This window comes from Candidatus Parcubacteria bacterium, assembly GCA_023131895.1.
GTDB lineage: Bacteria > Patescibacteriota > Minisyncoccia > Minisyncoccales > JAGMDC01 > JAGLYZ01.
In genome coordinates, this window is record JAGLYZ010000002.1 from 240480 (window position 1) to 254765 (window position 14286).

Consider the following 14286-nt stretch of genomic DNA (forward strand, 5'->3'; position numbering starts at 1 on the left):
AAAAGTTTTATTTCAAATCATTGAGCAGTTTTTCTGCTTCGTGTTTTGAATCAAAGAATACTGTTAATTTTGGCCTGCCGTCTTCAAGCTTTAATTTAATTGTTTTGGCAGTAACTCCAAAAAGCTCTTTGAATTTCATCTCTAAATCAACTAATTCATCAACTATTTCTTTTTTAACGCCTTTGCCCGGCTGCCATATATTAAGTTTTCTCGCAAGATGTTCTGCTTCCCTCACATTTAAGTTATCTCTTAAAATCTTATCAAAAACTACTTTTCTTTTCTGCGGCTCTTTAGTCAATAAAATGGCTTTTGCCAGCCCCTCAGTGATTTTATTTTCTCTAATTGCTTGTTTTATTTCTTGAGATAGGCCTAAAAATCGGACCATATTGCTGACAACCGGTCTAGTAATACCTGCTAATTGTCCGATTTTTTCATGAGTCAAGCCAAACTCCTTATGAAGACGGTCAAATGCCTCTGCTTTTTCTATTGGATTTAAATCCTGGCGCTGAACATTTTCTACTAAAGATAATTCCAGCCTTTCTTTATTTGTAGGATGCCTTACTATCACTGGCACCTCTTTTAAACCAATTATTTTAGACGCCATTAAACGTCTTTCACCAGCAATTAACTGATATTGCGTCTGCATGCTTTTATCCTTTAAGCCAGATGTTTCAATTTTAGCAACAACTAATGGCTGTAAAATTCCATGCTCTCTAATTGACTCTGCCAGAGAATTTAAAGCATCCATATTAAATTCTCTCCTTGGCTGATATGGATTAGATTTTATTCTCTCAACTTCAATATAAAAAACTGCTTCTTTCTTGGTTGCTGATTTTTCAATATTTTTTTGTTTTTTATTAGGAATTAATGATTCTATCCCCTTGCCAAATGTTTGTTTCATAAAATTAAATAATTAAGATTCTAAATTTTTAGTTTCAAGAATAAGAATTTCTTCGGCTAATTGCTTATATGCTTTGGCTGCTTGAGAACCAGGAGCGTATTGTAAAATTGTCTGGCCGTATTTTGGCGCTTCAGCTAAAACCACGCTTCTAGGAATAATAGTATCAAACACATACCCAGAAAAGCTTCTTCTTACTTCTTTGGCAACATCCCTGCAAATACGATTTCTTCTATTATACATTGTTAATAAAGCTCCAGTAATTTTTAAATCTTGGCCAAGATTGTTTTTTACTAAGGCAATGGTATCAAGCAGCTGATCTAACCCCTCTAAAGCCAAGTATTCACACTGAACAGGAATTAAAACTTCCTTGGAGCCGACTAAAGAATTAAGGGTTAAAATGCCTAAGCTTGGAGGTGAATCAATAATGATAAAATCATAAGATTCTTCAACCTTTTTTAGAACTTGAGACAATTTAAATTCTCGGTTTTTCATTCCAACCAATTCCACAGTAGCACCGGCTAAATCCGGAGAAGCAGGCATAATATCATAACCAAAAAAAGAACTTTTTCTAATAATTGCCGAAGGAGTAATCTGCTCCATTAAAACATTATAAATAGAAAGAGGCAGATTACGGCAGTTAATTCCTAAACTCAAAGTTGCATTGGCTTGGGGGTCCATATCTACTAATAAAACTCTCTTCCCTTTGGCACTCAAAAAAACTGGCATGTTTACAGCAACATTTGACTTCCCTACCCCTCCTTTTTGGTTACATATAGAGATAATCCTAGCCATTATTTTATTTTAGCATAAGATTTCAAAATTGACAAAGGGGGATAATTTTTGATAGAATTAAATTGAGCCGGGGTGGCGGAATTGGTTTACGCGTACGATTCAAAATCGTATAGACGAAAGTCTGTGAGGGTTCGAGTCCCTCCTCCGGCACAATAAAAACGGGAAATCAATCCCCGTATTTTTTTGTTTCAAAGAAATTTAGAAATGTCTGCGGTAGCCACTCCTATTACAGTGTCAGCGCCGCCATAATAAACAAAAAGCTTTTTTCCTTTAATAACAGCAGCGCATGAAAAAACCACATTTGGAACCTGTCCTTTTAATTCATAATTCTTGACTGGTTCAAGAATTGGTTTTTTGGATCTATATAAAATTTTTTCTGGGTTTTTGAGATCTATTAAAGTAAATCCTAATCTATAAATTCTTCCGGCTTGCTTTTGTTCAACTCCATGATAAATTAATAGCCAGGAATTATTCAATTTTAGAGGAGGTCCGGCTATACCAATTTTGTATTCATCCCACATCCCTTTTCTTGGTTTCATTACTATTTTTGGTCTTGACCAGTTTTTCAAATCTCTTGAATAACTCACCCAAATATTCGGCATAAATCTTGTATAAAGAACATATTTACCATTTATCTTTTCTGGAAATAAACCTGCATTTCTATCATCAATATCTGGAAAAATAACCCCATGCCTTTTCCAATTCCATTTCTTTTGTAAAAAATCTTCAACTTCAATTGAAGCCATAGATGATTGGGCTGTTCTGCCATTTACGCCGGCATAAAGCATATAAATTCTGCTGCCAATCCTTGTTAATCTTGGGTCCTCAATACCAGAATTATTGAATTTTACCATTGGTTTTTCAAATTCTAACTCTGGGATAAAAATTGGTTTTTCTAACCTTTCATCAATGCGAAAACCATCTTTACTTGACGCATAACCAAGCCTTGATACTTTATCCCTGCCTAATGCTCTATAAACTATATGGACTTTATTGTCCAAGATTATTGCAGCGCAATTGTAAACGTATTCTTCCCAATGATGGGTTTTTATCGGTTTAAGAATAGGGTTTTTAATATATCTTTTTAAGGTTATCATTTTTTTTGCCATTATAGTAAATTTATGATTTTTTTATAATATAATATTTTTTTGTATGCTTCGTCAACTCTCTCTAAAAATTTTTCATTTTTATTTGCTTCTTTAATAATCGCATCCCGCATAACAATAAAATCTTCCGGATGACTGGTTAATATAATATCATTAACTTTTAATGCATCAACAGCAGCTCTTTTAGGAACTTCTTTATGGTCCAGTCTATAATATTGTCTTATTGCGCCCATATGTAATTCATCCACAATTACCAAACCATTAAAACTTAATTCATTCTTTAGAAATTTATCAATTTTGACTGAAAGTGATGTAGGCACATTCCAATCCAAACAAGTTATTATATGTCCTTTCATTATAGCATAGCACCCATTTTTAAAAGCTTTTTTATATGGCTCAATCTGTGCTAAAATTTTATTTCTAAGAATAGCTAATTTTAGCAGAATTCTGTGTGGATTTTGATTCTTCTTCAAAATTCCATATGAAGGAAAATGTTTCAATGTTGGTATAATATTCTGTTCTTGAAAAATTCGCATTGCAGTCAAGCCCAATGTGATTACTGTTTCCATTTTGTCAGAATAAGACCTGCATGCTGCTATAGTTTCAGATTTTGTCAAATCATCTTTATTTTTAATCAATACTCTTTCCTCTGCCACATATCCTTTATACCCTTTTTTTGCACAATCAACCAATGGCGCAAAATTCATATTAAACCCAATTTGATTCATTAACTTAGCAAATTTTCCAACTTCTTTTTTAAAGAATTCTAAATTCCTATCTTTTTCAAATTTCTTTCCATAGAAACGTGGAGATTTATAATCAGAGATAGATTTTAGCCTGTTGAAATATTTTCCTCCTTCCCCATCAATTGCCAAAAACAAAGGGATTTTTTTATTTTTCTGCGATAATCTATTCAATAATTTTACAAATCGTTTTAACGATTCCGAGCTATCTCCTTCTAATGTTGATTGACTTTCAGAAACGATTTCACCGCCTTTACCAATCATAAATCCGCCAATTCCTTCCTTTATAAACATTTCAATTTGGTCGATATTATCCGGGGTTTTACAAATAAACAATTGCCCAACTTTTTCTTTCAAATTTTCCATTAGATTTATTTTTTGAAAATTTTTATTATTAGCCAGCTAGAGAAAACGCCAATAACAGCGCCAGCAAAAATATCTAAGGGCCAATGAATCCCGCAAAAAACTCTGGCTAAACAAATTAAAAAACTGGCTATAAAAAATAAAATGCCAGCTCTTTTATTGTAAAAATAAATTATTGTTGATAAAGCAAAGTAAAAAGCGGCATGCCCTGAAGGAAAAGCAGAAGTAGGAGCATGAGTTAAGAGAAGATTAACATCGTTATCAATAAAGGGTCTGGCTTTTGGCAAAATCCAGCGAATGATTTCTGTAAAAACTAAACGGGAAAGAATGCCGGCTAAAATCGCCTGCCAAACCATTGGCCAATATCTCTTGAAGTTCTTTACTAGAAAGAAGAATAAACAAAAAACTAAAGCATACTCAAAATACTTGGCAAAAAAAATACCTAAACTATCTAACCAGGCATACTGCCCTGCCCAATTATTTACTATTTGAAATAAATAAAAATCTATATCCATTGTTTCATTTTTTATTCCCAAACCAGGATTTAAATTCTGGGATTTTTCCCATAAATATAAATCCTAACGAAAACACTGCCGCCAAAATAAAGGCAAAGTTTATGTTAGAAATAACCAAAGACAGTCCTGCTAAAACTATAAGAAAAGCGCAACGAGGAAGCGCTATCGCCATTTCTCTATAAATAATAAATTCATCAATTTCTGCGCCTTTATCTTCTGCTTTTTGATATAAAATAGTTTGAAAAGGAATTCCCGCAGAGGTTCTAGCAAATCTATAAAAACCTTGAGCCAAAAAAGCAGAAATGGGGTTGAATACAAAAAACTTTCCGAGCCAGGCGCCAGAAGTAAGCACTGAACCAATAGCTAAAAGTTTGGTTTTGTTCATTTTGTCAGTAATTCTGCCCATATACAAAGTAAAAAATAAAGAGATCATTAAAGCTACAGTAGCCACGCTTCCAATAGTGATATAGCCAATAGCTAAAATAGCTAAAAATAGAGGCCAAATGCAGTTATTTATTGTTCCCTCTATTCCCAAAATGGCAAAAGCTAAATTATGATATCTATTTTCTTTTTTAAATATTCTTTGATAGGCACCGAGATAAGAGTCGGTATAAATTTGATGAATATCTTTGGATAAAAATAAAGGAATAGCTGAGCTGAAAAGGACAGCTAAAACCGTTACAAATAAAGCTGGGTATCCGAAAAGAGCTATAATAGTTCCTCCAATAGCTGGAGCTAAAATTCCTGGCAAAGCAACTACAAAATTAAGCTTGCCTACCTCTTTTCCTAATTTTTTTCCTTCAGAAACACGAGCAAAATTGGTGTGATAAGCAGGCCAGAAAAAAATTATTCCTAACACATATAAGATTATTGATAGAAAAATAAAAAACTGAGAAATATTAAAATAAAGCAGACAGATATAAAATCCCCAAAAAAATGGCAGAGAAACAAGCATAGCTTTTTTAAGGCCAATTTTCATCATTATCTGACCTCCAAATGGCGCTAAGGCTCCTTGTAATCCATAAATTCCGGCGAAGAATAAAAAAGTTAAAGGCAGTGAATTAAAATGTTGATAGATATAAATCGGCACAAATATAGTAATCATCCCAAATCCAAAACCTCGTATAGCCATGCTAGTAAAAAATCTATCTGATTCTCTTTTCAGGAAGAAAAATAAATATGAAACTGGATTTATATTAGAAAAAGTCATTTCTCAATTATATCTTAATTTCAAAGAATAAAAAAGAGCTGACTATTTACCGCCAGCTTTAATTTTTATCTATTACTCACCCTATCCCTACTTTCCCTCTTTTTGTGGCTAATATGATATCTTGTAATTTGGTCAATTGTCCTTCAATTATGTTACCGGTAACTAAAATATCAGCCCCAGCTTTTAGTTTTTCCTTTGCAATCCTATCGCTTCTTATTCCTCCACCTACGATTAAAGGAATATCTATATTTCTCTTGACTTCAGCTATCATTTTATCCGGCACCGAAAGTAGAGAACCGGAACCGGCTTCCAAATAGACAAATTTCATACCGAAATACTGAGCTGTTAAGGCGTATCTGGCCGCCAAATCAATATCTTCTCTTTGAATCAAATCTGCACGACCTATCTCTCCGACTTTCATCCCTGGCTTAACCAATATATAACCCACTGAAATTGGCTCTATCCCTATCTTTTTTATAATTGATACTCCTTTCACTTGCTCTCCGACCAAATACCTTCTATCTTTTGAATTTGACAAACTCAAGAAAAATATAGCGTTGGCATACCTACTCAAAAAGTTAGCACTCGAAGGAAATAAGATTACCGGTAACTCTGTTTTTTTTACTTCTATTACAGTCCGGTCTAAAATCTTCTGCTCTATTGGAGTAGAGCCTCCAACCATTATAGCATCAGTCCCAGCTTCTTTTGCCACCCTGGCTAAATCCTTAGATCTTTTCGTATTTTGTTTTTCGGGATCAATTAAGGTGAAATGCAATCGCTCTTTTTCTAGTTTATCCATCAGATATTCAAATACCTTCATTTTACTCACCCCATATATTTTTGTTAAAGATATTTCATCTTACCAATCACAAAAAATTTTGTCAAATTTTGGCTGTAATTCTAAACTCTATATCTTTTTTCTGACGGGCTTTGGTTGAATAATATTGAGTCAGTTTTTTAGCTTTTTCTATAACTTTTTCAGAAATTCTTGCTTTACTATAATTTCTAACTAAAGTTAAGGGTCCAGGATAATTTTTCATTTCAATTAAAATATCCCGCCCAAAAGCAATTTTCCTAATTTTTTTGTTTTCTTTTTCATCGCGGCCTATAACAACCTTTGATTTATCAAGCCATACATGCCTGCCGAATTTTAATGATTCAATATCATTTTCTTTGCATTTTGGATAGATTTTCAATAGTTCTTTTAATCGCTCGCTAAATTCTGGATCAGTTAATAAACAGCCGCCAGAAGGCGCAGGATATTCTTTCATCTTATATTTTTTAGCTAAAGCAATCTGTTTTTTTCTTGAACGGCCGGAAATATCTAAAAATTCTTTTCTATTCACCCAGCCCAGTTTCTCTGGAATGGTAGGTTTCAGCAATTGAGCAGACAGAGGCCGCAATAAATATCCAGATAAAGAAGATTGTTTTTCTATTAATTCTAATGCTTTTCTATTCTGGCTCATTGGTCTCTCGCCTAAAACCTCGCCAGTGACTATGAAATTAAATCCTTGTTTCTTCATTGTTTTCTTAGCTGTTTCCAGCATTAATATATGGCAATCAATGCAAGGATTTATATTCTTCCCATAGCCATAAATTGGCTTTTTCACTATTTTTAAATGTTCTTCTGAAAAATCAATAACTTTTAGCGACAATTTTATTTGTTTAGCAGCTTCTTTTGCTTGCTCTTCATCAAAAAAATAACTTTTGAGAGTTATTCCCAAAAGCTCTACCACTTGTTCTTGCAAAAGCTTAACAGCTAAAATTGAATCTAACCCGCCTGAAAACAAGATTATAGCTTTAATCTTTTTCATCTAACGGGTTTTAAAAATAAACCGCAATGGCAATGCCCTTTTTCTTCTATTTCAGAATTCATGAAAATACAAGGACAAATTTTCTTGTCATCTTCTTCGTGGTTTCCTGTAATAACTCGGCAAGGACAAAACTTTTTACCATATTTCTCTTCATTATCTAATAATTTTCTCATCAGACCCACTACGACTTCCTTGTTCTGGTTCAATTCAAAACCATTTTCCTGGGCATAAATATTATATTCTTTAAGTAGGGCTTCTATTTTATCATCCATATAATTAAAAACTATCTTCTATTTTTTTTATTAAAACTTCATAAGGAACAAGACCGACTATTCTATCTTTTACTTGGCCTTGTTTAAAAATCATTAAGGTAGGAATCGCCTCAATACCATAAGTCATAGCCGTTCCTCTTGCTTCGTCTACATTAAGTTTCCCGACCTTAATTTTCTCCTGATAATCTTCGGCTATTTTTTCTACCATCGGAGCAATAACTTTGCATGGAGGGCACCAATTAGTATACATATCAACTAAAACAGGCTTGTTACTTTCCAACACTTCCTCTTTAAAATTTTGGTCATTTAAATCAATCATTATTATTAAAACCAGTAGCAATAACTGTAATTTTTATTTCTCCAGGCGCCAAGCTTTTGTCCTGAACTGCCCCAAAAATTATTTTTGCCTTGGAATTAGTGTTTTTCGTAATGATATTTGCAATATCGTTTACTTCATCCAAGCTAATATCTTTTCCTCCACTAACATTGAATAAAATACCTTTTGCCCCATGAATTGAAAAATCAAGCAATGGAGAATTAATCGCTCTGTTTACTGCTTCCTCTGTTCTGTTTTCTCCTTTTCCATAACCAATACCAAACAAGGCAGGACCAGAGTTTTTCATAATTGCTTTTAAATCAGCAAAATCAACATTAATAATGCCCGGAAAAACAATTAAGTCAGAAATCCCCTGAACCGCTTCCCTTAAAACTTCGTCGCATGCCCAAAAAGCAGAAAGTAATGTTGTTTCTTGGTCAATAAGAGAAAGGATTTTGTCGTTGGGAATAATAAGCAAAGTGTCTACCCTATCTTTAAAATTTTCTAATGCTTTCTCAGCTATTAACTGCCGCTGGTTGCCTTCAAAAGAAAATGGTTTTGTAACTACAGCAATAGTTAAAGCTCCTTGTTTTTTAGCAATTTCTGCTACCATTGGGCCAGCGCCGCTTCCTGTGCCTCCGCCTAATCCGCAGGTGATAAAAACCATATCAGAATCTTTTAAAATCTGTTCAATTTCTTCTCTATTTTCTTCAGCTGCTTTTTTTCCTATTTCCGGATTCATTCCAGCGCCCAAACCTTTAGTTGCTTCCCTGCCAATACGAATTTTTTTATGCGCCTGCGTTTTTGCTAAATCCTGAACATCAGTATTCAAAGCAATTAAATCAATGCCTTGAATTTTACATTTCATCATCCGAGAAACAGCATTAGAGCCAGACCCGCCAACCCCTATTACTTTTATTTTAGTTAAATTTGTCATGGTATAAAAATTTTAAAAACTTTTTTGATTCTTCCGATGATACCTTTCCCAGCACTAAAGCCGGGAAAACTTGCTTCTTTAGACCAATCTGCTCCTTCTAACGCCAAACCGCAGACAGTGCTTAAAGAAGTATCTTGCTCTATTTCTGAAAAACCTTGTGGGAATCCGCGCCGAACCGGAAGCTTTAATTCTTTTCTGGCAAATTCTACAATCTTTGGCATTTTTGCGCCGCCGCCGGTTAAAACAATACCTGCTGGAAACGATACTTGCGGAGATATTTTTTTGATTTCTTTCTGGACTAAATTAAAAATTTCAGAGACTCTTGCCTCAATAATTTTTGTAAGCATTTTTTTAGAAAAAACCAAAGGCGTGCCTTTAGATAATAAAATTTTTTCTTTTTTATTTCTTCCAGTATTATTGAGAATACAAGTGCCAAACTGCTTTTTGATTTTTTCAGCAATATCAATATCGGTTTGCAAACCAATAGCAATATCATTGGTAATATGTGCAGAACCAATAGGAAAAACAGCGCTATGTATCAAGTCCCCTTCCCCATAAACAGCTAAAGAAGTAGTGCCAGCGCCAATATCTACTAGAACTACGCCTAATTCTTTTTGATGCGGAGTCAGCACTGCTTTGGCTGACGCTAAAGCAGATGGGATAATATCTCCCACTTGGACATCTGAACCTTCAACAGCTTTAGTTAAATTATTTAAATAAGGAGCAAAAACGCAAAGAGCTAAAGCATCTACTTCCAGTTTTACCCCCCTCATTCCTTCAACTTGTTTTATTTCTTTTACTCCATCAACAATAAATTCTTTAGGAAAAATTTCAAGTATCTCTTTATTTAAAGGCAGAGAAAAGGCTTGGGCAGATTGAAGAACTCTGTCAATGTCTTCTTTAGAAATTTTCTGGTCAGCCCTGGAAACAACCACAGTTCCATGAGATGGAACGCAAAAAATATGTCCTCCGCCTAAATTAACATAAACATCCTGAATTTTCTGCCCTGATTCGTTTTCAAGTTGGTTTATCACTAAGCGAATATTTTTAGAAACTGTTTCAGGATCAACTATCACTCCTTTTCTAATCCCTAAAGAGAACTTCTCTGATCTTCCCAAAACTTCAAAACTTTGAGAATCTTGTCTCTTTAAAATAGTCAAACCTTTTATAGAACCAGTCCCTATATCCAAACCAGTGATGAAAGATTGTTTCATATTTTAAACTTTTGATAAATAATATTTTTCTTTTTCTTCCATCTGCTTTGCCTCTTCTTCTGTTTTTTCATGGTCATATCCTAACAAATGCAGAATTCCATGAATTAAAACTCTATTTAACTCTTTCTTAAAAGAAGAATTAAATTTTTTAGCATTTTTTTTAACCTCGCGCAGGCAAATAATTATTTCTCCTAATCCTTGAATTCTTTGAGTAGGACCTACCTTAAATTTCTGTAATAAAACCTTTGATTCTGGAAAACTTAAAACATCGGTAACTCGGTTCTTGTCTCGATATCTCTTATTTATTTCCCTCATTCTTCCCTGTCCAACAAAAGCAATTGATACATTAGCTTCTTTCTTTGCCTCGCCTTTTAATATTATTTTAGCAGTTTTTTTCAAAAATTTCTCATCTACAGAATTAGTTGTCAGATTATTAATTTCAATCATAACAATAATTCTCTAATCATTTTACTTATCTCGCTCATATCTGCCTTTCCTTTTATTTGCGGCACTAGCTCTTTTATAACCCTGCCCATATCTTTTATTGACTCTGCCCCAACTTTTTTAATACTTTCTTCTATTATTTTTTTAAGCTCTTCTTTAGAAAGCTGCTCTGGCAAGTATTTTTTTAAAACCTCAAGTTCTTTTTTTTCTTTTTCTGCCAGGTCCTGCCTTTCTCCTTTTTCATATTCAAAAATCGCTTCTTTTCTTGTTTTGATTTCTGAAAAAATGACTTCTATTATTTCTTTGTCATTTAATTGGCTTTCTTTTACTAATTCCTCTTCTTTTAAATCAGGCTTTTCCTTGGTCGTTTTGAATCTTTTTTCTTTTTCTCTATTCAAAATTGCAGCGCTTAACATTCTTAAGGTTGATAATTCAATCTCTCTTTTGTTTTTCAGGGATGAATTTAAGCTCTCTTGAATTTTCTCTTTTAATTCATTCATAACCCAAGTAATTATTATTTTTCCTTGCCAAGTTTTTTTAATTCTTCATATTCTTTCCTTAGCTCCTCTTTTCTTAAAGCTCCCTTTTTCTTTAATTGCTTGCTTTTTGGCCTTTTCCTAAATCTAATTTTTTTTGCCCGGCGCAAAATCCCGCTTTGCTTGATTCTTCTTGAAAAGCGTCTTGTCAAAGATTGAGAATTTTCTCTTAATTGTTTTTCTATTTTAATAGGCATGTTTTAATCTTATGGCATTCCGGGAATATCCCTTTCTTTTGGAGTTTTCCAACCAGTAATTAAATGCAGATGAAGATGGTCTATTATTTGTCCGCCACCTCTTCCCACATTAAAAACTAATTTATATCCTTTCTCGGCAATGCCTTTTTCTTGGGCTATTTTTTTGGCAAGGAGAAATAATTCTCCTATTAGTTCCTTATCTTCCAATTCTAAATTCTGGACAGAAGGAATATGTTTCTTAGGAACAATTAAGAGATGGATAGGAGCTTTGGGTTTAATATCTTTGAAAACTACAAATTTTTCATCCTCATAGATTATATCAGCCGGTATTTCTTTATTGATAATTTGACAAAATAAACAAGCCATATTATTTTCTAAGTTTTTTCCTCATAATATCAACTATTTTATCTAATTTAACTGTTTCCTGCTTGCCTGTTTTCATTTCTCTTAAAATTATTACTCCTTCAAAAACCTCTTTCTGGCCAAGGATTAAAGTCCAATCAACACCTATTTTATCAGCTATTCTTAATTGTGTTTTTAAAGAATCCTTGCTAAATGATTCAGCTGCTGGAATCTTAGCTTCTCTGAATTCCTCGAAGAGTTTCAAGCTTCTTTGCTTGGAAAGTGCGCCTAATTGAGCTAAAAAAATCCGAGGGGAAGACGGATGAAATGGATATAGCCCCATATTCTTCATTATATTAACCACTCTTTCTATGCCTAAGGACCCGCCGCAAGCTCCAGTATCCCTGCCTCCCAAAAGTTTAACTAATCTATCATATCTTCCTCCAGCAGATAAAGCGCCTTGCTTTCTTCCTTCTTCTGTGTCCTGATAGATCTCAAAAACGGTTTTAGTGTAATAATCAAGCCCGCGAACCAAATATGGATTAAGATTATAAGGCAGCTGCATGTCATCTAAAAACTCCAGAACTCCTTTGAAATGCTGCTTGCATTCATCGCAAAGATGATCAATCATTTGAGGCGCTTGATCCACTACTTTCTGGCACCTTTCCTCCTTACAATCCAATATTCTTAAAGGATTTTCTTTAAGCCGTTTTCTGCAATTAGAGCATAGCAAACCCTCTCTATTTTTCAAATAACTCACTAATAGCTTTCTGTAATATGAACGGCACTGGGAGTCTCCAACACTGTTTATCTCTATTATTATATCCTTAATTTTTAATTCTTTTAAAATATTATAAAAAATTTGAATAATCTGAGCATCAATAACTGGACTTTCCTCGCCTAAAATATCAAAATCTATCTGATGAAATTCTCTATAACGGCCTGTTTGCGGACGTTCATGCCTGAAAAATGGACCAAAATGCCAAAGCTTTACTGGTTGGGGCAAAAACTGCATGCCATGCTCAATATAAGCTCGAACAATAGAAGGAGTTCCTTCCGGCCTTAGGGTTACTAAATCTCCTCCCTTGGTTCTAAAGCCATACATCTCTTTCTGAATAATATCAGTAGTTGGACCAGTTCCTTTCTCAAAAAGCTCAGCATACTCAATAATAGGTGTATCAATTTTTTCAAAAGCATAGAAATCAGCAATATTTTTAGATACATCAAAAATTTTTTGAAAATATTTCTGCTCTTCGCCTAAAATATCGTGCATTCCAGTTAGGGTTTGAAATTTCGGCTTCCTCATGGATCTAATAATTTGGTATTTCTATCTTAGCCAAAGCTTTAGCTGGCCAGGCTCTAAAAATTACTCTGCCTATAATATCTTCTTCTGGCAGAACGCCCCATTTTCGCGAATCAAAAGAAGCATCTCTATTATCGCCTAAAACAAAATACTCGTTTTCTCCCAAAGAAACCGTAATATTCCCTGGTGTTTGCACAAACTCAGAAAGGTACATCGATTCATTTAGTATAAATTCATAATCGTTACTTAGAATGTTTACTTTTTTATCTTCTATTTTTATTGTTTCTTCTGGCAAACCAATAATCCTTTTAATATAACGTTGAGAAGGATTGTTAGGATAATTAAAAACAATTACCTCTCCTCTTTCAGGAGCTGAAAAACGATAAGAGAGCTCATCAACAATTAAGTAATCGCCATTATGGAAATTCGGCTCCATGGATTGGCCTTTAACAAAAAACGGCTGGAATATAAAATAACGGATAGGAATTACTATCAGCAAGGCAATAATAACGATTTTAGAAATTTCCCAGATAAATGATAATGTCCCTTTTAAGAATTTCATACTAATTCTATTCTAACAACTTTTTTTATTTTTACAAGGGAAGTGCTATAATAGAAAAATCATACTAACATTTTAACATATAAACATTTTAACAAAATTAAATCAAAAATGTTTAGATGTTTGAATGTTTAAATGTTTAAATGATTCTTATAGTGGGGTTAGGCAATCCTGGAGAAAAATATAAAAGGACGCGGCATAATGTTGGATTTATGGTTTTAGATGAATTTAAAAAAATTCATAGTTTTTCTGATTGGCAATTAAAAAAGAAATTTAAAGCAGAAATTTCAGAAGGCACTTTAACAGGCAAAAAAATAATTTTAGCAAAACCGCAAACTTTTATGAACGAGTCAGGCAAAGCAGTAAAAATCATGCAACAAGAGACAAGAGACAAGAGACAAGAACTATATGTTATTCATGACGACTTGGATTTGGGATTAGGAAAAATGAAAATCGTTCAAAACCGCGGCTCTGCCGGACACAAAGGAGTACAGTCAATTATTAATGAGATTGGCAATAAAAACTTTATCCGTTTTAGAATTGGAATTAAAAATAAAGAACTGGAAATCCAAAATATTGAGGATTTTGTTTTAAAAAAATTTACAAAAGATGAAAAAAAAGTTATAAAAGAAACTGTGCAAAAAACCTGCAAGGCAATTGAAATGGCAATAAAACAAGGCATTGAAAAAACAATGTCAGAATTTAATAAATAAATCTTTTCT

General features: G+C 33.4%; 19 protein-coding genes and 1 tRNA gene. 2 read left to right on the plus strand and 18 right to left on the minus strand.

The genetic code is table 11. The annotated features are described in order from the left end of the window. Positions 1 to 7: 7 nt before the first annotated feature. On the minus strand, positions 8 to 901 hold the full coding sequence (locus KAT95_02100; GenBank protein ID MCK4520639.1) for a ParB/RepB/Spo0J family partition protein: 894 nt from the start codon (positions 899 to 901) through the stop codon (positions 8 to 10). 12 nt (positions 902 to 913) lie between these two features. Then, positions 914 to 1693, minus strand: a complete 780-nt coding sequence (locus KAT95_02105; protein MCK4520640.1) for an AAA family ATPase — start codon at positions 1691 to 1693, stop codon at positions 914 to 916. A 66-nt stretch (positions 1694 to 1759) separates the two neighbouring features. Here KAT95_02105 and KAT95_02110 point away from each other — a divergent pair. After that, positions 1760 to 1843: transfer RNA gene (locus KAT95_02110), tRNA-Leu, on the plus strand. A 38-nt stretch (positions 1844 to 1881) separates the two neighbouring features. On the opposite strand, the gene KAT95_02115 is transcribed toward KAT95_02110, so the two are convergent. The 16 genes from KAT95_02115 to lepB form a co-directional block, all read right to left on the minus strand. Next, positions 1882 to 2790 carry a glycosidase gene (locus KAT95_02115; GenBank protein MCK4520641.1) on the minus strand — a complete coding sequence of 303 codons (909 nt, stop codon included), beginning with the start codon at positions 2788 to 2790 and terminating at the stop codon, positions 1882 to 1884. An 11-nt stretch (positions 2791 to 2801) separates the two neighbouring features. Continuing rightward, the gene (locus tag KAT95_02120; GenBank protein ID MCK4520642.1) at positions 2802 to 3908 is read right to left on the minus strand and encodes a hypothetical protein; all 1107 of its coding nucleotides are present in this window, start codon (positions 3906 to 3908) and stop codon (positions 2802 to 2804) included. Between the two features lie 5 nt (positions 3909 to 3913). Beyond that, positions 3914 to 4420: a phosphatase PAP2 family protein gene (locus KAT95_02125; protein MCK4520643.1), complete on the minus strand. Its 507-nt coding sequence runs from the start codon at positions 4418 to 4420 to the stop codon at positions 3914 to 3916. 4 nt (positions 4421 to 4424) lie between these two features. Continuing rightward, the gene (locus KAT95_02130) at positions 4425 to 5630 is read right to left on the minus strand and encodes an MFS transporter (protein ID MCK4520644.1); all 1206 of its coding nucleotides are present in this window, start codon (positions 5628 to 5630) and stop codon (positions 4425 to 4427) included. Between the two features lie 76 nt (positions 5631 to 5706). Then, positions 5707 to 6450, minus strand: coding sequence for a geranylgeranylglyceryl/heptaprenylglyceryl phosphate synthase (locus KAT95_02135; protein ID MCK4520645.1), 744 nt, complete (start codon positions 6448 to 6450; stop codon positions 5707 to 5709). A 61-nt stretch (positions 6451 to 6511) separates the two neighbouring features. Then, entirely contained in the window at positions 6512 to 7444 is a 933-nt protein-coding gene (locus tag KAT95_02140) for a tRNA 4-thiouridine(8) synthase ThiI (GenBank protein ID MCK4520646.1), read from the minus strand. After that, entirely contained in the window at positions 7441 to 7716 is a 276-nt protein-coding gene (locus KAT95_02145) for a ferredoxin:thioredoxin reductase (protein MCK4520647.1), read from the minus strand. Before KAT95_02145 ends, KAT95_02140 begins: the two co-directional genes overlap by 4 nt. A 4-nt stretch (positions 7717 to 7720) precedes the next feature. Then, the gene (trxA, locus tag KAT95_02150) at positions 7721 to 8035 is read right to left on the minus strand and encodes a thioredoxin (protein ID MCK4520648.1); all 315 of its coding nucleotides are present in this window, start codon (positions 8033 to 8035) and stop codon (positions 7721 to 7723) included. Further along, a complete protein-coding gene (ftsZ, locus tag KAT95_02155) occupies positions 8028 to 8969 on the minus strand; it encodes a cell division protein FtsZ (protein MCK4520649.1) in 942 nt (313 codons plus the stop codon). The genes trxA and ftsZ overlap by 8 nt, the downstream gene beginning before the upstream one ends. Continuing rightward, complete coding sequence (gene ftsA / locus KAT95_02160; GenBank protein MCK4520650.1) at positions 8966 to 10183, minus strand: cell division protein FtsA; 1218 nt, start codon at positions 10181 to 10183, stop codon at positions 8966 to 8968. Before ftsA ends, ftsZ begins: the two co-directional genes overlap by 4 nt. Before the next feature lie 3 nt (positions 10184 to 10186). Beyond that, positions 10187 to 10630, minus strand: coding sequence for an rRNA maturation RNase YbeY (gene ybeY / locus KAT95_02165; GenBank protein MCK4520651.1), 444 nt, complete (start codon positions 10628 to 10630; stop codon positions 10187 to 10189). Next, the gene (locus tag KAT95_02170; protein MCK4520652.1) at positions 10627 to 11127 is read right to left on the minus strand and encodes a GatB/YqeY domain-containing protein; all 501 of its coding nucleotides are present in this window, start codon (positions 11125 to 11127) and stop codon (positions 10627 to 10629) included. Before KAT95_02170 ends, ybeY begins: the two co-directional genes overlap by 4 nt. Positions 11128 to 11141: 14 nt before the next feature. Continuing rightward, positions 11142 to 11360, minus strand: a complete 219-nt coding sequence (locus tag KAT95_02175) for a hypothetical protein (protein ID MCK4520653.1) — start codon at positions 11358 to 11360, stop codon at positions 11142 to 11144. 9 nt (positions 11361 to 11369) lie between these two features. Further along, the gene (locus KAT95_02180) at positions 11370 to 11726 is read right to left on the minus strand and encodes a histidine triad nucleotide-binding protein (protein MCK4520654.1); all 357 of its coding nucleotides are present in this window, start codon (positions 11724 to 11726) and stop codon (positions 11370 to 11372) included. Position 11727: 1 nt separating this feature from the next. Next, positions 11728 to 13008 (minus strand): histidine--tRNA ligase, encoded by a 1281-nt coding sequence (locus KAT95_02185; GenBank protein MCK4520655.1) that lies wholly within the window; start codon positions 13006 to 13008, stop codon positions 11728 to 11730. A gap of 4 nt (positions 13009 to 13012) precedes the next feature. Further along, entirely contained in the window at positions 13013 to 13567 is a 555-nt protein-coding gene (gene lepB, locus KAT95_02190; protein ID MCK4520656.1) for a signal peptidase I, read from the minus strand. Between the two features lie 140 nt (positions 13568 to 13707). Between lepB and KAT95_02195 the strand changes: the two genes are divergently transcribed. Continuing rightward, positions 13708 to 14277: an aminoacyl-tRNA hydrolase gene (locus KAT95_02195; protein ID MCK4520657.1), complete on the plus strand. Its 570-nt coding sequence runs from the start codon at positions 13708 to 13710 to the stop codon at positions 14275 to 14277. Positions 14278 to 14286 lie beyond the last annotated feature (9 nt).